The organism is Desnuesiella massiliensis, from assembly GCF_001403615.1.
GTDB classification, from domain to species: domain Bacteria; phylum Bacillota; class Clostridia; order Clostridiales; family Clostridiaceae; genus Desnuesiella; species Desnuesiella massiliensis.
This window is the reverse complement of the sequence record NZ_LN879457.1, coordinates 1,083,715-1,100,421: the sequence shown is the minus strand read 5'-3', so window position 1 is coordinate 1,100,421 and position 16,707 is coordinate 1,083,715. Positions and strand designations below refer to the sequence as shown.

Genomic DNA, 16,707 nt, shown 5'->3' with positions numbered 1-16,707 from the left:
TGAATAGTCCGCCAACCGCATATTTTCTCAGGCTGCCCCTAAAGGGGCTGTTTATTTTTTGCCTTTATCTTCTGACTCACCCGTAAACGGGTCAATAAATTCCTTTAAACTTATTTGGTCAGCTGCTATATCTTCTTGTAGTTGGTTTTTTATATACTCTTGTATTGCCTTTTTATTTCTTCCTACTGTATCTACATAATACCCACGGCACCAAAACTGCCTGTTTCCGTACTTATATTTCAGATTTGCATGTCTATCAAATATCATAAGTGAACTTTTACCTTTCAAATATCCCATAAACTGCGACACACTTAACTTAGGTGGTATACTAACTAACATATGAATGTGATCTACACATGCATTTGCTTCTATTATCTCCACACCTTTATGTTCACACAATTTCCTTAATATATGTCCTATATCCTTCTTTACCTTTCCATATATAACTTGCCTTCTATACTTTGGAGCAAATACTATATGATATTTGCAATTCCACTTACTATGTGATAAACTTTCTGTATCCATTTGGATAACCTCCTTTGTTCTTTGTTTGGTTGGCGAACCTAACTTTAGATTATCAAAGGAGGTTTATTTTTTCTACTCATAGCTATAAGCATTTTAGAACCACCGGTATAACCGGTGGTATTCGTAAAACAAATAAAGGCAGCTCCTAGGTTTTACCCTAAGAGCTGCTTTTTATTAATCTTCCTTAATACTCCAAAATAAATCCCCTAACCTTCCTATAAGCTCCTCACATTTTTCCTTATCTAAGTATTGATTTTCCACCCATACTCCTTTAGGATTATACCTCAAATAAAACCTTATGTTTTGAAAGATAGATACTATGCCTTTCATGATAAAACCAAAATAGTAACATTAAACCTAGTATTGGACTGGATTTTACAATTTCAGAAAATAATCCTTCCATACATCCTTTCTTAATTTTAGACAAAATAAAAAAGACTATTGCTAGCCTCATAAAAATTTTTTAAGCGCCACATAAAATTGAGTTTACGCCGCTTAACAAGAATAATGTATATAAATATCCTCATTTGCTACTGTATGCCTGTAGATGAGTTCTTCTCTGTCAGGAATTTATTTATCTTATTCCAATACTCTTCTCCATCATCAATGGAGTTATGACCTTCACCAATAATCTTCTCAAAAGAAACCCCTCCCCCCCAAGCTTCTCCAAGTCTTCTTGAATGCCATACCGGTATTAATTTATCTTCAGTTCCAACAATAATTAAAAGTGGTGACTTAATTAATGGGGCACGACTGATAGAATCAAACTTGTGCTTTAAAATTAAGTTAACAGGTAGAATTGGGCATTTTTCTTTAATAACACTGCCTAATGAATCATATGGTGAAACTAGAATAGTAGCTGAAACATTTCTTTTTTCTGCTAGAGTTCTTTACAAACCACCCTCTTATTTTGTTGCCATCCCTCATCCTGAGTTCAATATCTTCAATATCATCTATTCTTGATGATACAGCAATTGTATCATCAGATAGCTTTTGTGTCGGGAAAATCAATTTTTCTTGAAAGAAAAATGTAGCTAAACATACCAATGTATAGATAATTATAAAAGCTATTAATAGTTTCTCGATTATTTTCAACATTGGATTTCTCTTTAATTTGCTCGCTTTAATACCCAGCTTACTCATAGCCACCCCTTATAAAATATAGTTGTATTAACTTCTTTAAGGAATATTATACTAAATATTGTACTAACATGGAATAAGAGTTTGATATCAAATATATCTCTCCTTTCTTTAATAGAATAACATTTTAATTTATTTGTTTTATTAATAAAATAAATACAAAACCACTATTATTAGACTCTGAGATATCTATAACTTGTTTTAATAACATCAAACTTTGTTTAGATAGTGGTAATTCTCTAAATTGACGTGTTTTTGCTACATCTCCTCTCACCATAGGCGTTTTATTTTTAAAATTCACATCAGAAATTAATGTATTACATAATTCTTGTATTCTTATACCACAATTCAAAATATTGAATGGAAATCTCTTTTGTTTCAAACCGGTCTATTATAGAATCTGTTCCTAGACCACTTGACTGTGTTAATCTTACTCTTACCTTAAGCATTGAAAACACTCACTTTCTTTATGTTTTCAAGAAAATGAGTGGCTTAGTTAATAGTAACGTACTAATAAAAAAATACTAGGTATAGACTAATATCAAATTAATCTAAAACCTAGTATTTTCAACGATTTTTCTATCTGGCAGGGGCATCAGGACTTGAACCCGAAACCAACGGTTTTGGAGGACGTAACTATATTTATAATCACTTATATTTATATAAACTCATATCTTTTAAGGCATTGAAAATACTTGTACTACTATATACCTTTTCTAATAGTGTATAATTCTATCTATTAGTAAAAAATAGATTTTGTGATCATTTTGTGAGCATTATTGTCACTAATCCACTACCAGCTGGAACGAGGAAAAATATTTTTTCTCATGCTATCTTACTTATAAAAGTTATATAATCTATTTATCTTATTAGTTTATGTATTATAATAAATTGTAAATTTTCTTATTTTATTACATTTGTTGTGTTATTTATATTACTAACGTATTTAATTTATTTGACTACAGCTTAACTTCTTCATTATATTCTGGATTTGTACCATGCCCCACAAGTGAAGCTGAAAGAATCCATAACACTAAGGGTCAATATTAAAGTCTGTTTATCTTAAATATAATATATTACTATAGTTAAAATGAATTCTGTAAAAATTATTATAAGAGAAGTATCATTTTATATGCTTTGTTTTATTCTTGCTAACAATACATTAAAAGAGTGTCTAAAAATATTTTTAGCATGTCTTCATTTTAATGCGAATGTAGTGTTCTTCTATGAACTGTAAGAAGCAAAAAAGGCCCTAAAAATTTAATATTTGTAAGAGTTCAACAGTGTGGTATGTAATATACTTACACATTCAAATTTAATTGTACTAACTCTCCCAATTTATCTTATTCAGATCATTTAAAAATTTCTCACCTTTAATTTCGTCTACCATTTTTATAAAGTAAGCAAGTCCATATAGGTGTTCCTTGATATTTCTATGCTTAACTTTAGATTTTTCCCTATGACCAACAACACCATATTTATTTATATAATAAATTTGTTGTCTTAGATACCTAATTTTTTCTTTTGGCACAGTTATTTTCTTATTTACAATTAGTCCAGTTACTCTTTGTTGTCTATTTCTATACATTACCCTCGTTTTTTCATTATTAACTAAAAAACCTTCATCTCTTATTATATCTTTAATTAATTTACTGTAACTAGTAATATTTTTTTTACCTGATATTGTTATATCATCTGCATATCTTGTATATTTAGCTCCTATTTTCTTACTTAAAGAAGATATTCTTTTATCCATTTTTTTACATACTATGTTAGCTAGGTATGGACTGGTTGGAGCTCCCTGTGGAAGAGTATTATTTAATGTGCATATTCTAGCCAGACAATATGAAATCTCAGTTGTATACCCATAGTAATTAAATAACCTAAATATTTTATCAAAGCTTATGGATGGAAAAAAATCCTTTATATCTAAGGCCAAAATAGCATCACTATCAACATGTGCTCTTGCATTATCAACAATTGATTTATTTGGTATGAACCCTGTTACATTTTCTGATACACGGATATTATATATAATATTATCCAATATCCATCTCTGTATACATCTTAATCTAATATTAGGAATAGAAATAATTCTATCTCCACCATTTTTCTTCCTAATACTAAACTTCTTATAAAATCTATCTGTACATAATACTAATTTATTAATATATTGTTGTTCAATTCCTAATAATAAAGAAAAATGCTTTTTGTCATAAATTACTGGCATGTTATTATTGATTAGTCTAGATGCATACTCAATACAAAGTTCACTATATTTAATATCAACTTTTTCAAAGTTTAACGCTTCCTTTAATTTATATAAATAATCACTCATATATCTTACCTACTTTTATTTGTAAAAGCTCTCCTACTCTTATCTTATACTGAAATATTGGCTATCTATTTCTTAAAGCATATTAATACAACTAAAAAAGATATTAGTATAAGATGCTTTAAGATATAGAAAGCCAGGCTTTTAAGCCTGCACTAATAATTTCTTATAAGGAATACCCCATTCAAATTATTAGTGCAATAAAATTAAGTTACATCATTGTTTCAGAGAGCAGACTCACTCTCTACTTCTAGGAAAGCTTTTACTACTATATCCCTTAAACTTTTTATCAAAATTTTCGGGTATATATACATCATTAATATTAAGTTTTATTTCAGAGCGAATATCACTCAACATCTTTTCACTATAGTCTAATAATAAATCCTCAAACAATATATTTCTTAAATTAAGTGTTTCCAATAACTCGATAGCTTTATTTGAAACCTTTAATATATAATCCTCATCATACTCAAGTAGTTTTTCAACTATAAGTTCATTAATAAAGTCATCTAATTGATCAAAAGAAAATCCTAAATATTCCTTAATTTCTTCAAAATCATATGTATCTTTATATGTATTAAAGTAAATTATCATAATGATTTTATCATAATCCATTATATTTTTCTACACCCTTCAAATAATCTACTATATTAGTTTTGCATCATACTAATATTTAATTTAATATTAGTTTTATTACTTTTTGCCCATCCTGGTTTTTGCCTTCTCCTTGCTCTTGGAAATATGGGTTTCCAGCCATTATTTTCTTTCCAAAAACTTAGTAGCGTATTATTTGGTGTATCATCTGAAAATGCAATTAACAATTCACTATTCTCGAAACCAAATATATCACTTTCATCCTTTTGTGTACTTAACATTTTTTCATATATCTTAATTTTATCTTTTGTACTCTCGACTTCATTTTCCGAAAATATATGTCCATTATCAAAAGCCTTTTTAGTAATATCATACTGCCAAAAATGTATGTCTTTAATTAGTTGAATATGTGACTTTGCTACTTCTGATATTACTAAACATGAAACGTATACCATTTTGTTATGGAAAAATGAGGGGTAACTTTCTTTCATATACTTCAAGCTTTTTTCTAAAGTTCTTCCTGTCCCTGAAATATCATCCACAATAATGATATTTTTAATTAAATCAATATCATACTTTTGTTCAAAATTAAGCAGATTTATAGGACATACTTCTGCTCTTAATCCACCAACAACTTGTATACTTCTTAAAATCTTATATGCTCCACTCATTCCTTCTTCTGGTTTTAACAGTGGTATAACAATTGTTTCCTCAATATCTTTATCAACTTTTATAATATTATTTATTATAAAGCTAGCATAATCATTTTCATTTTTCTTGCTATAATATCTAAAATTTTTTAAAAGCTTCAAATATATATTTTTATCTCCATCATGAACTTTATCTAACCATAAATTAACTAATTCCTCAAATCTTTCTGTCCTAGAATCTCTTCCCCACTTAGCAATGCATTCCTTGACTATATTATCTATAATTGCTTGATCCATAATATCACCTTTTAAACAATATCTAACTTACTTCTTAATATTATTTTATCATATCTATATATATAGAATATAAACAAATATGAATCATAACTTCATTTAATTTTTAACTCCATCAAATTCCTCCACCAGATGAACATAATTACAACCTTCCCATGTGTCTAGCGAAACATGTTCTAAAACTATACTCTGCATTTCTTTATTATATTCAATAACATTTTTCATAAAATCGCCCAACATAAAAAATTCGTATTACTTTTGCTTAATCATCTTTATCTATAGTATTTCTTTTAATTTCCTTATAATTTATTTTTTGAAGTATTAAAATATGCCTTGTTGGCTTACCTAAAATTGAAAATGGTGCAACATATGAAACATCTTTGTTCATAATCATTTCATTCAATTCTAAAAATAATTAAATACATCTAAATAAGTCTACTAAACTACTAATATGACAAGCAAACTTTGATGACTTGCTTTTTTAGGTTTAACTTCTTGTCTTTATAATCAAATGATGGCATATATTTACTATAAGTTCCAAATACATACTTTACTAATTTTATGTAAGTATTTATATATTCATTTAAGGCCTCTACATTATTTACTCTACTATCCTCTAACGATATGAATGACTTCTTAGCACGTTCAAGTTTTTTTATTTTTTATCTCGTTGCAAAAGAAGTTATTGGTGCTCCAGAGATTTTATTCTCTTCAGATTTAATTTCTTCAAGTCCTATATATGTTTCTTTTATGTAATAATCATCACTTTCTAATATTCCCAAAAGCCACCTTTATTCATTATTATACAAATTTTTGATGCAAATCAGTTAGCTTTTATAAAATTTTAAGCTAAACTTCCTAGTTAAATTTCTACTATAACACCGCTTTCTCTGAATTATATTTTCTTAAATCTTATCAATGTACTTTAAATATTAAACTAAAACCTCATTATATACATCATAATTATAAAAATCTTATAGGAATACCTCCACATCCCCAATTTATCAAGAAATCCCCTATATTCACCCAAAGTATTTTTAATTCCTCTGATAATAACGTATCTAGCAAGTTTAAATTCGTTTCTCCTAATATCTCAAAAGTAGTATTTAAAACATTGTCATTAAATCCATTGATAACTAAGGTACCTTTATTAATATCATCAATAGGCTTATAGTCATCTATATTAAACTTTACCCCTATATCCGATAATATCTTACTCCAATATTCTTCTCCATGAATGTTTTTAAAATTGGTTAATGTTATTCCTTTTTTATAATCAAAGTATTTAAAAACATCTTGTCTTTTTAGTTTATAGACATTAAGTTGAAATACTTTCCACTCAATAGGTATTTTTAATTCTTCCTTTACTAATGAAGTTGTAGCAACTTCAATATAACTTTTTATTTCGCTGTCAGTTAGTAAACCTAATTTTTCATAACAAAATTGCGGAATTAAATTCTCTACTTCGTGATATTCACTATAAAACGCCTCTCCTAAGCACTTATTCTTTATTCTATTATAGTATCTAATCAATGGCCTTATAGTTGGACCTAAACTTTCGTTAGGACTAGTCTTATCTGTATCTGCTATACTAATTACCAAATGTTTGCAGTCCTTTATTTTTTCTAAGAATACTTTGCTAATTCCTCCACCAGCTCCTGGTATTATATTAAAATTCACCTTCACATCTGTTAAATTTCTTTTTGCCAAAGCATAATCTACTATATATTTATACATTTTGTAATCATTTATATCTTCTAATATTAACATGCTTTCAGTTACTAAATTTAATTCCTCCAAAAAATATATTGGTAGTTTAATAACTTGTTTTCCGTCTTTATCAATATATTTTTGCACAATACTAATATCAGAAACTAGCTCAATCCTTCTATCAAATTCATTTAGATATGCTTTTAATTTACTGCTTCTTGAATTAAGCCTTAAAAATACATCTCTCGGAAATTTATCTAATTCACTACTTCTTATTAACTCTTCTAAAACTTTTCTTGAGGCATATATTAGATGCTTTCCCTTCTTTCTAGCCATTGCTAAATTAGATAATGCATCTTTTACTCTTTCATCTTGTAAAACGTCTAAGATACTCTCTTCAATGCAAAATAACACGTTATTCCTCCTTAGGGTCAAAAAATCCTGACGGCCAGTTATCTAAATATCCTTCATCGTCATATCGACCTTGTACCACTTCTGTTTCATTTGTATTTAATTTATTAAATATATATATATTCACATCTTCTTTGCTAAATTTATTTTTGTATATTAAATATCCAATTCTATTTATTATTGTTTCGCTATGCGTCTCTATAACTATCCTCAAATTAATTCCGGCTTGTCTACCAACAAATATACAATTAATAAAAGCATCAATTAAGTTTGCCTGTAACTTAGGGTGTAGATGTAATTCAGGCTGCTCTATAATTAGCGTTAAATCTTTATTAAATGTATTACTACCTTTTTTATATGTTAACAGCCATAATTGAGTTATTATAGGTAAAATTTGAGAATACCCAAAACCACAATCCGCCATATTTACTGTTACTTTTTCCTTTATTACATTAACGGATATATGTCCCTCAGTAACCTGTAGTTTTATTCCAAATCCAAAATATTTTTGTACCCATTTCGAAAATTCTTCCTTCTTCCTGTCTGATAGATTTGCTAGTAACATAGGTAAATTCCTTCCTTGAAAATCTACAGAATCAACTGAAAGATTTTGAATTCTATAATATCGTTCTGCATTTGCACGAACTGGTGCTATATAATAAGCTTCTCTATAAAAGTTACCAATGGAATCAGATAGAAACTCTAGCATGACTTGCAGTAATGATCCAAGAAATAAGTTTCGTATAAATGCTATTTCATCTTCTTTAATACTCTTCGTAAACTTACTCCAAGATTTTAAACCAACATCTATTTTTTTTATATTCTCTACAAATTGTACTTTAGATGCAATGATAAATGAACTTATAATTTGCATAATTCTAGGAAAGCTTGTATTAACATTCACATTGCTTGCCAAAAAGCTTACTAGTTCTTGCTGGAACTTATTATCTTCCCGATATATTCTATAATGTGATATATTACTCTCAACATTATCATTATTAACAATTATTGGAATTATACCTCTACCAACAGTTACTACTATGTTATCCTTAACCATACTAGTAAAATCTTCAGAGTTAATAGTTAACTTCTCAATCTTATCTTTTTTACCTATATTAATATCAATTTCATTATCTTCAACTATCAAGTTAATTCTACTAACATAATCATTTTTCTCTCTTTCTTCAAGCCAAATAGAAATACTCATATCAATTGTATTTTTACCATAAATTCCTCTATAAGCATATCTTCTAGCAAAGATTCTATTTACTTGTGTTCTCAATTTAAAATTAAATACTATTTGATTTTCATTATCTTTATTTAAACTCTCCTTAAAGCTTCCGAAGTCAACATAGTTTCCATACCATAAAAACGGTGTAGTTGTTTCTGTCTCTATACTTTGCTTAATGAGTGGAAATGTTCTTATAAGTGTACTTTTACCTGCACTATTTTCTCCCACTAAAACAGTAAGTCCTCTAAACTCGATATCATTCGTGTCCTTTAGTGACCTTAAATTTTTAATTCTTATACTCTTCATTTTGTTCCCCCATTATCATAAAGAATAGTATCATATATCTTCAATCTATATAGCCTTATCTAATAGTAACCTTATCATACTATTACACATAATTTCATAACAAATTTTAGTAGAACCCTAACTACTTCTTAGCTGTGTTAAAATTGTAGAGTTTTATATAACCAATACTTCCATATATTCTTTTTCTGTTGTATAAGGATTCTATGGGTTAAAATATTGTAACTTTGATTTATATTTTTAATATTCGTATAACATTTCTTAATGCCTTATATTTCAATGGCGTTATCATTTTATGCATTATAGTTTTTATATTTTTTCTTAATTTTTATAATTGCAGTGCTTTTTTCTAGAAACTTGAATCACCTCAATCCGTGTGATTCAAGTTTTACTACTGGGACATTACAATAATATCATATCCTTTAGATTGATTGATTTCTACTTTTATAATAAAACCATGGCCTTGTATCCAAGCTTTAAAATCACCATCTTTTTCAACTGAAGTATATTTATAATGATCCTTAATTCCATTTAATACATACTGTAACGCTAATTCCCTATCTTCAACTTCTGGCAAACGCAAAGTTACCTGGTTTATAGAATCTTTATGTTGATCAAACCACCATGTAAACTCATGTCCATTCGATGCTTTGCTATACCCAGATGTAGGTTCATATCTTATATCGAAACTCATTCCATCAGTTAACCCACCATGTAATAATGATCGATAATCAATGCCTAATGCAGAGACTGCTTTAGTAACATCATTAGAATACGTTTTAGTATCTTCTTGCTTTACAGGTACCTGATTTGTTGATATTTGTTGATTGCTTTTTTTCTCAGATGATTCAATATTTGTTGATGATAGTTGGCTATTAATTTGAGGTTTTTCTTGATCTCTATTTTCATTTTTTGATTTTTCGCTTGTATCAGAAATACTTGTTTTAACTGAATTATCTCTAGAAGTGTTAGTATTAGCTTCTTGACTTTTATTTCCATTAGAATCCACTGTAGTCTTTGTTTCTACTGCATTTTTGGTTTCAGGTGTCATATATATGCTAATACAAAATGTTACAAATGCTATTATTGTAATTATAATAAATTTGGTAGTTTTAATTTTTATACTTTTTATAAGGTTATATACAAAAAATGGTATTGAAATGAAAAATAGAAATAAGTATATTCCCCCTGTAGCCATAAATAAGCATAAACTATAGTATATTATGGCCACTACCATTTTCCATTTAGCACCTGTTCCAAAACCAGGAATAAAATTGAACATTCTATTATTCTGTCTATATTTCTCTCTCAACTCTTGTTTTACTTCTTGTTTAGCCTCTCGTTCTTTTTCTTTTGCGTATTTTTTCCATTTAAGTATGTCCTCTTCTCTTTCCTGTTTCTGACGTTCTTTTTCTTTTCTTCGTTGCTCCTGTTCTTTTTCTCTTCTCTGCTGTTCTTGTTGTTCTCTATCTCTTCTTTGTTGCTCTTGTTGTTCCCTCTCTCTTCTCTGCTGTTCTTGTCGTTCTTTCTCTCTTCTTTGTTGCTCCTGTTGTTCCCTCTCTCTTCTTTGCTGTTCTTGTCGTTCTTTCTCTCTTCTTTGTTGCTCCTGTTGTTCCCTCTCTCTTCTTTGATGTTCTTGTCGTTCTTTCTCTCTTCTTTGCCGATCCTGTTGTTCTCTCTCCCTTTTTTGTTTATCTTCATTATTAATATCAGAGCTCTGTTTCATTAGAAATGATTCAATAATTCCTTTAGCAATATTAACTCTTTTTACTTCATCTTCAATAATTTTGCGAGCTGCTTCATTTATATCTCCTAGAGTATCAGGATGAATATTTTTCATTAGGTTTCTATAATTAATTTTAAATTCATTTTCTGTAAATCCAGGCTTTAAGTTAAGTAATTCCATAGCTTGTTCTAAATTAATATCAAATTTCCCCATATTACCCTCCTAATGTCAACGACTTTGTCCTATAATAGCCAATTAAATCAGATCATAAGTTAGATATGTAGTATTGATTTTTCTACCAATAACTAGCTCTAACTTACTCTTATCTTCCTATAAATTCACACACAATTTTCCATGATGCTACTTTACTCTTCAATGAAACTCAATACAAAAGGTTTTAAGGGAAATTAAAAACACCTACTTATGTATGTTAGACTGCTTATAAAATCCTATTCCTGAAAAAAATAAAATTCTAAAACTGTTGATTTTAGTGAGTTTTATAAATAAAAAATTATCTAATTTAGGTATTTTCAACAACCTGAGCTAATAATATAGTTATTTTTATTTTACTAATCAAGATTTACATTTACTTAAATCACATTGTATTCAAATGTACTTTTACAATATTATAAAAATGTATACAAAACCACTCTCATTTATCTACTTAGAAAAGTATCATTTTAAATATCTTACCATCTACCAATTAATCCACACTTATGGCATTTAACACCTTCTGAAGTACCTATTTTATGATTCATCATACCAGCCGAAGCACTTTATTTACCATTTACATTTAATAAAGAACCTAAAATTCCAGAAGCGATATGTGTTAAAGTAGAGGTAACTTCTTGATATGTACTAATTTCATAACCACATTTTAAGCATCTAACAGCCATATTTAATCTCTTCCTTTCAAAAATTAGTTGTTTTATACTAATATTTTACATATTATTTATATGCATTTCAACTAAATTCTCAGTAATATTAGTTTCAAAAAACATCTCATAAGAATTAATTGTCCTATAAATATATATAAGTTTTAAAATTACTTTTTTTATTTAACATTCATATATTAATGATTACTATCTGTGAGTTTATGACTCTCAGCATAAAATCCCACAATAAATTTATGCTCATTACATCTTTGTTTTAAAAATAAGTATAGTTCTAATTATTTGCTATTCTTTTAATAATCAAATATATATTATATACATGAGCAACCATAACTAGATACTAAATTTATTAGTATCTACTAGCGCTGAAGTTATGTTACTACAAGATTTTTATATCAGTATATATTGTAAGTAATTACCTTAAATACAAAATATCATAGCATGATGATGAACTTATTAATATGATAATTAAATTAGAAATATATTTGGGCAATCACATTATAAAATACTCCTTCATAAATGAATTGTATAGAAGCCTCTTCTAAGCTTTTAACTAGGTTGTATGTAATAGTCGAAAACAAATAATTCTTCCAAAACACTTCAGCAAGAAATGTCTGATTTATATAATAAATATCTTATCAAATCACACTGCAGAAAATTCTCTCTAAGATGAAATAAGCATTACTACGGAGGATCAAAAGAATGTGTATTCTAAAAGATAAATTTTCTCAAAAACCTGGGATTATTAACACTTCTATATTCCTAACAATGTTCCTGAAAACTTTGGAACATCAAATACTCTCTTCGAGTAAGAAATAATATCATAATACTTCAAAATACTGGCTATAATCCAATAGCTTCCGTTGTTCCAAGATTTTATTATATAATTTTTAAAACTTTATAATCCAATATAATTTAATTAAATTGTAAAAAAACGCCTAAACAGGTACTTAATCTTAAATAAGGATTAAGTACCTTTATTATTTTAAAGATTATGAAAGGAATGGTTAAAATGTCAAGATCAATTTATTGTGTAGGTAAGAAGATAGGTAACAAAACAGAACTGAAGGTATGCGATAAAGGCAACGAATGCATACCTGCTAAAAGAATAAATATAGTATCCATTAAAATGGTAAGAGAAGGTAGCATATTATACGATGTTAGAAAAATAAATTCTCCTTCTGATGCTGCAAACTTAGGGAGATTATTCATTGAGGATTCAGATAGAGAACAATTAATTGCGTGTTGTTTGGATGTAAAAAATCAGCCAATATCTATAAATGTAGTCAGTATTGGCTCTTTAAATAGCTCTATAGTCCATCCACGAGAAGTATTTAAAGTAGCAATACTATCCAATGCTGCAAGTATAATAATATTTCACAATCACCCCTCTGGTGATACATGCCCTTCTCCAGAGGACATAAGCATAACTAATAGGCTAAAAGAGTCAGGAAAACTTATAGGTATAGATTTATTAGACCATATAATCATTGGCTCAGAAAATTCATACTGTAGTTTAAAGGAAAGAGGAATATTGTAATAGAAGGAAGGTTTTTACAAATTGTTTGATAATGATAAATTTATGACTAAAGACATACAACAAAAGATACCTTTAGAATTACAAATCTTCATGTGGAATTGTATAAACATACTAAAAAATCAAGGTAATGATATTGACTATCTACAAGTATTTGAATTATACAAGGAGAGAGAAAAAAACATTTTCTTTCAAAAGATTATTCATAGACAAGGAAACCCTAGCTTTGAAATTTCTCACGAAATATTTCCCAAAGAAATAGTAAATGCAAAAGTATTTGTTATAGATAGCGGTAAACATTCAACTATGCTACTAGCTGAAGAATATTAATCCATAAAATATTACATCTATATAGAGGAGGCATCTTAAATAATGAAATCATTTTATACTGTTGGATTTATATAAATTAATAACCATATATTATATAGATGTGTGATACCTAGTCGATAGGTAGTCCTTCGCGATAGGGTTAGGAACACAGAAAGGAGCATAAAAGTATGAATGGTAAATTGATACAAAATTAATATAAAACATCGAAATAAAGAACTCTGATCTATTATCAGAGCTTACTACTATTTCTATGAAACTTTCTTTATCGCTAGATGAGTTTATTGTTTATTCTATTGAAAAAATGATTTATTATATTGCCTTTATTAGAAATATGCGTAGATAATTTTAAATTCATTATAAGTCATCAACATGCGAAAACATTACTTTTATCACATCTAAAGCCATTTGCTTTTGTTTAAAGTCTCTACCATGAATTAGTTGCTTAAGTTGATTAATAAAATTATCGTCACTTATATTTATATAATCTTGTAATAAATAGTCAATAGTTACCCCTAACTTATTAACTAATCTAACAAGAGTATCAAGAGTTACACTCCTCTCCCCTCTCTCAATTTGTCCCATATATGAACTTGAAATATCTATCTCTTCAGCTAGCTGTTCTTGAGTTAAATTTAATTTCAATCGCTCTTCCCTAATTCTTTGACCCAAATATCTGTAATCCATTAATAATCACTCCTTAAGCTTTACTTTATAAGTAAAACCTTAAATTTTTAACATGCTGAATGTGTTATTAATGTTTACTGTATGTGTTATTTTTGATATACTTGTGTATAATATTACAAATATATGAATTTTTTATAGAAATATGACTAATAACATAGTCTCATAGTCAAAATTACTTACTAAAAAATTAAAGGAGATGTATTTTATGAGTAAAATCACAGTCTGTAAAACATGTAAAAAGGAAGTTGCTAAGCCTACAAAAACTTGCCCATATTGTGGTGAAAAATTTAGAAATGGAAAATCAAAATTTATACTTGGTGGATTTATTTCTTTAATTGTTATTATTATAATTGCTTCTCTTGTAATAAGCAGAAATTTAAATAAAAATATTAATTTAGTTAAAAACGGTCATCTTGGAAATTATAAGACAGTAACTATATCTAAAGTAATAGACTCCAACTTTAAAAAATCTCATATTAAATGGGATAATTTTAAATCTGAAGGAAAGAATATAGTTGAATTAAGAGCTAAAGATAGTACTGGTTACAGAGAGCTTATTCTTCAATTCTCTATTAATTCAGATAACAATTTTAATGTTGTGCATCTGAATGTAGATGGACAAGCCATTACAGAACCTTATGATGTTAAACTAATTTTAGATGGATTATATCAAAATTATTCTGAAATATCTTCTGATAATTCTGTTATTGTTGATATTGATACTTCTAATGATACTTTAAAAGGTACTAAATAATATTAAATTTATGAATTTATACTAATATCTAAAGAAAGGTGAAAATGAAATTATTATGAAAAATAAATTAAAGGTATTTATTGCTTTAGCTTGTTTTATTCTATTTTTTATCTCTGGATGCTCTGAATCTCAAAAAGAAAATTTAATGCAGAATAACTCTAAGGTCAAAAATGAAAGTACAACATTAAACAATACTTCTAATAATAAACACAATACTAAAAAAGAATTTGACTTATTAAGCTATATTGGAAAGAGTAAAGATATTATAAAAAAGGACTTTGGAAATCCCAATAAGATTGATGGTGTACAAGCAGCAGAGTTATATGATTATGACACTTTTTATTTCGCAATAGATAATAATAAAGTTATTAATATTGGAGTTAAAGATTCCGGCTCAACTATAAATGGAATTGGAATCGGTATGACAGCTAAAGATGTAAAAGCTAAACTTGGAGATCCTACTAAAGAATCTAATAATAATAATTTTATAATGGAATATAGACTCAATAACAATACAACTTCAGTTCAATATTACTGTAATGATTTTCGTAGTCCTGTTAATTTAATTATAGTAACTGATTTAACACATGGAAAAGAAAAGCCTATGGACGTTACAAAGGAACAGGCTGAATCATTGATAGAAGGTAATTGGATTCTTGAAAAATATATAAAAGAGAAAAATCTTTCTTTATACATAAGTACATTCTCAAATGGAGTTTGGGATAAACATCTTGGAATATGGAGTAAAAAATACAATATAACTAGTAATAATACTGTAATGATTACTTATATGGTTAATGATATTAGTGGAACAAGGGAAGAAAGCACGGAATATCATATCGAGTTTTATGAAGATGGGGATAGGATGGAGATTTATCCTCTAGATAAATATGGGGACAGAAATACTGATTACCAATATATATACTGTAGATATAATTAATGCAAAAGAATTATATGATTATATTCCCCAAATTGTCTATCTTATTAAAGAAAACTTTTTCAAAACAGGAGTTGATTTATTAAAGAAACAAAAAGAATAGATAAATTAATAACATTATTTATTATTAAACCTCTTAACTTAAAACTTATTTATATATACAGATTATTATTGCTATGTTTTTAGCTAACTATATTAACATAAACATATAGATAATTCTTAAGGGAGGCTAATAAGCATGTTTAACCAATATGAAGATTTATTAAATGTAGAAGAGCTTTGTGAGATATTAGGAGTAGGCAAAAATATAGCTTATGGAATCTTAAACTCTGGTGAAATTAAAGCTTTTAGGACAGGACGTATCTGGAAAATACCCAAAATTGCTGTAGAAGATTATATATTAATTAAAAGTGGATTGAAGAGGCAGTAACTTATAGTTACTGCCTTAACTTTTAATTTTTTGCATAATTGCTCATTTTTCAATACATATTTTGTAAATATATATTTGTCATGACAGATTGATTTGTCAGAATGCTATATAAGAATTAGATGACACCGTATAAGTTATAGAACATTATGTAAGCTGAAAGAGCTTTATTATAATAAATTTATTTTTATTTTTAATTAAAAAGCATTATTTATTTTTAAAAATA

General features: G+C 27.5%; 19 protein-coding genes. 5 read left to right on the top strand and 14 right to left on the bottom strand.

Annotated features, from left to right (window positions below; translation table 11 throughout):
- Positions 1-51: 51 nt before the first annotated feature.
- From tnpA to BN2665_RS23055, 13 genes are all read right to left on the bottom strand, one after another.
- A complete protein-coding gene (gene tnpA, locus BN2665_RS23095; RefSeq protein WP_055669444.1) occupies positions 52-525 on the bottom strand; it encodes an IS200/IS605 family transposase in 474 nt (157 codons plus the stop codon).
- A 530-nt stretch (positions 526-1,055) separates the two neighbouring features.
- A complete protein-coding gene (locus BN2665_RS27975; protein WP_479723331.1) occupies positions 1,056-1,379 on the bottom strand; it encodes an alpha/beta hydrolase in 324 nt (107 codons plus the stop codon).
- Entirely contained in the window at positions 1,360-1,668 is a 309-nt protein-coding gene (locus BN2665_RS23090; protein ID WP_055669443.1) for a hypothetical protein, read from the bottom strand. The genes BN2665_RS27975 and BN2665_RS23090 overlap by 20 nt, the downstream gene beginning before the upstream one ends.
- A 124-nt stretch (positions 1,669-1,792) precedes the next feature.
- A complete protein-coding gene (locus BN2665_RS27935) occupies positions 1,793-1,966 on the bottom strand; it encodes a hypothetical protein (protein ID WP_423229886.1) in 174 nt (57 codons plus the stop codon).
- A gap of 16 nt (positions 1,967-1,982) precedes the next feature.
- Complete coding sequence (locus BN2665_RS27795; protein ID WP_278335921.1) at positions 1,983-2,114, bottom strand: hypothetical protein; 132 nt, start codon at positions 2,112-2,114, stop codon at positions 1,983-1,985.
- A gap of 875 nt (positions 2,115-2,989) precedes the next feature.
- Positions 2,990-4,003: a retron St85 family RNA-directed DNA polymerase gene (locus tag BN2665_RS23080; protein WP_055669441.1), complete on the bottom strand. Its 1,014-nt coding sequence runs from the start codon at positions 4,001-4,003 to the stop codon at positions 2,990-2,992.
- Positions 4,004-4,237: 234 nt separating this feature from the next.
- The gene (locus tag BN2665_RS23075; RefSeq protein ID WP_055669440.1) at positions 4,238-4,615 is read right to left on the bottom strand and encodes a hypothetical protein; all 378 of its coding nucleotides are present in this window, start codon (positions 4,613-4,615) and stop codon (positions 4,238-4,240) included.
- 35 nt (positions 4,616-4,650) lie between these two features.
- Positions 4,651-5,541, bottom strand: a complete 891-nt coding sequence (locus BN2665_RS23070) for a phosphoribosyltransferase-like protein (RefSeq protein WP_055669439.1) — start codon at positions 5,539-5,541, stop codon at positions 4,651-4,653.
- 96 nt (positions 5,542-5,637) lie between these two features.
- Entirely contained in the window at positions 5,638-5,763 is a 126-nt protein-coding gene (locus tag BN2665_RS27790; protein ID WP_278335920.1) for a hypothetical protein, read from the bottom strand.
- A 37-nt stretch (positions 5,764-5,800) separates the two neighbouring features.
- Positions 5,801-5,926: a hypothetical protein gene (locus tag BN2665_RS27785; RefSeq protein ID WP_278335919.1), complete on the bottom strand. Its 126-nt coding sequence runs from the start codon at positions 5,924-5,926 to the stop codon at positions 5,801-5,803.
- 575 nt (positions 5,927-6,501) lie between these two features.
- Positions 6,502-7,662, bottom strand: coding sequence for a hypothetical protein (locus tag BN2665_RS23065; RefSeq protein WP_055669438.1), 1,161 nt, complete (start codon positions 7,660-7,662; stop codon positions 6,502-6,504).
- A gap of 1 nt (position 7,663) precedes the next feature.
- A complete protein-coding gene (locus tag BN2665_RS23060; RefSeq protein ID WP_055669437.1) occupies positions 7,664-9,196 on the bottom strand; it encodes a DUF3696 domain-containing protein in 1,533 nt (510 codons plus the stop codon).
- Between the two features lie 388 nt (positions 9,197-9,584).
- A complete protein-coding gene (locus BN2665_RS23055; protein ID WP_055669436.1) occupies positions 9,585-11,132 on the bottom strand; it encodes a J domain-containing protein in 1,548 nt (515 codons plus the stop codon).
- 1,692 nt (positions 11,133-12,824) lie between these two features.
- On the opposite strand from BN2665_RS23055, the gene BN2665_RS23050 reads away from it, so the two are divergent.
- Positions 12,825-13,352 (top strand): JAB domain-containing protein, encoded by a 528-nt coding sequence (locus BN2665_RS23050; protein ID WP_423229880.1) that lies wholly within the window; start codon positions 12,825-12,827, stop codon positions 13,350-13,352.
- A 21-nt stretch (positions 13,353-13,373) separates the two neighbouring features.
- Positions 13,374-13,679: a DUF960 family protein gene (locus BN2665_RS23045; RefSeq protein ID WP_055669435.1), complete on the top strand. Its 306-nt coding sequence runs from the start codon at positions 13,374-13,376 to the stop codon at positions 13,677-13,679.
- Positions 13,680-14,033: 354 nt separating this feature from the next.
- On the opposite strand, the gene BN2665_RS23040 is transcribed toward BN2665_RS23045, so the two are convergent.
- Positions 14,034-14,363 (bottom strand): helix-turn-helix domain-containing protein, encoded by a 330-nt coding sequence (locus tag BN2665_RS23040; RefSeq protein ID WP_055669434.1) that lies wholly within the window; start codon positions 14,361-14,363, stop codon positions 14,034-14,036.
- Between the two features lie 205 nt (positions 14,364-14,568).
- On the opposite strand from BN2665_RS23040, the gene BN2665_RS23035 reads away from it, so the two are divergent.
- The 3 genes from BN2665_RS23035 to BN2665_RS23025 all read left to right on the top strand — a co-directional run bounded on the left by BN2665_RS23035 (position 14,569) and on the right by BN2665_RS23025 (position 16,484).
- Complete coding sequence (locus BN2665_RS23035; protein ID WP_055669433.1) at positions 14,569-15,117, top strand: hypothetical protein; 549 nt, start codon at positions 14,569-14,571, stop codon at positions 15,115-15,117.
- Positions 15,118-15,172: 55 nt separating this feature from the next.
- The gene (locus tag BN2665_RS23030; protein WP_055669432.1) at positions 15,173-16,057 is read left to right on the top strand and encodes a hypothetical protein; all 885 of its coding nucleotides are present in this window, start codon (positions 15,173-15,175) and stop codon (positions 16,055-16,057) included.
- Between the two features lie 235 nt (positions 16,058-16,292).
- The gene (locus BN2665_RS23025) at positions 16,293-16,484 is read left to right on the top strand and encodes a helix-turn-helix domain-containing protein (RefSeq protein ID WP_055669431.1); all 192 of its coding nucleotides are present in this window, start codon (positions 16,293-16,295) and stop codon (positions 16,482-16,484) included.
- The last annotated feature ends 223 nt before the right edge of the window (positions 16,485-16,707 follow it).

Coding starts and splice junctions, on each gene's coding strand:
- BN2665_RS23070 (WP_055669439.1), bottom strand. CDS start 5,541: ATGGATCAAGCAATTATAGATAATATAGTCAAGGAATGCATTGCTAAG.
- BN2665_RS23025 (WP_055669431.1), top strand. CDS start 16,293: ATGTTTAACCAATATGAAGATTTATTAAATGTAGAAGAGCTTTGTGAG.
- BN2665_RS23090 (WP_055669443.1), bottom strand. CDS start 1,668: ATGAGTAAGCTGGGTATTAAAGCGAGCAAATTAAAGAGAAATCCAATG.
- BN2665_RS23030 (WP_055669432.1), top strand. CDS start 15,173: ATGAAAAATAAATTAAAGGTATTTATTGCTTTAGCTTGTTTTATTCTA.
- BN2665_RS23055 (WP_055669436.1), bottom strand. CDS start 11,132: ATGGGGAAATTTGATATTAATTTAGAACAAGCTATGGAATTACTTAAC.
- tnpA (WP_055669444.1), bottom strand. CDS start 525: ATGGATACAGAAAGTTTATCACATAGTAAGTGGAATTGCAAATATCAT.
- BN2665_RS27790 (WP_278335920.1), bottom strand. CDS start 5,763: ATGAAAAATGTTATTGAATATAATAAAGAAATGCAGAGTATAGTTTTA.
- BN2665_RS23035 (WP_055669433.1), top strand. CDS start 14,569: ATGAGTAAAATCACAGTCTGTAAAACATGTAAAAAGGAAGTTGCTAAG.
- BN2665_RS23080 (WP_055669441.1), bottom strand. CDS start 4,003: ATGAGTGATTATTTATATAAATTAAAGGAAGCGTTAAACTTTGAAAAA.
- BN2665_RS23060 (WP_055669437.1), bottom strand. CDS start 9,196: ATGAAGAGTATAAGAATTAAAAATTTAAGGTCACTAAAGGACACGAAT.
- BN2665_RS23075 (WP_055669440.1), bottom strand. CDS start 4,615: ATGGATTATGATAAAATCATTATGATAATTTACTTTAATACATATAAA.
- BN2665_RS27795 (WP_278335921.1), bottom strand. CDS start 2,114: ATGCTTAAGGTAAGAGTAAGATTAACACAGTCAAGTGGTCTAGGAACA.
- BN2665_RS23040 (WP_055669434.1), bottom strand. CDS start 14,363: ATGGATTACAGATATTTGGGTCAAAGAATTAGGGAAGAGCGATTGAAA.
- BN2665_RS27785 (WP_278335919.1), bottom strand. CDS start 5,926: ATGAACAAAGATGTTTCATATGTTGCACCATTTTCAATTTTAGGTAAG.
- BN2665_RS23050 (WP_423229880.1), top strand. CDS start 12,825: ATGTCAAGATCAATTTATTGTGTAGGTAAGAAGATAGGTAACAAAACA.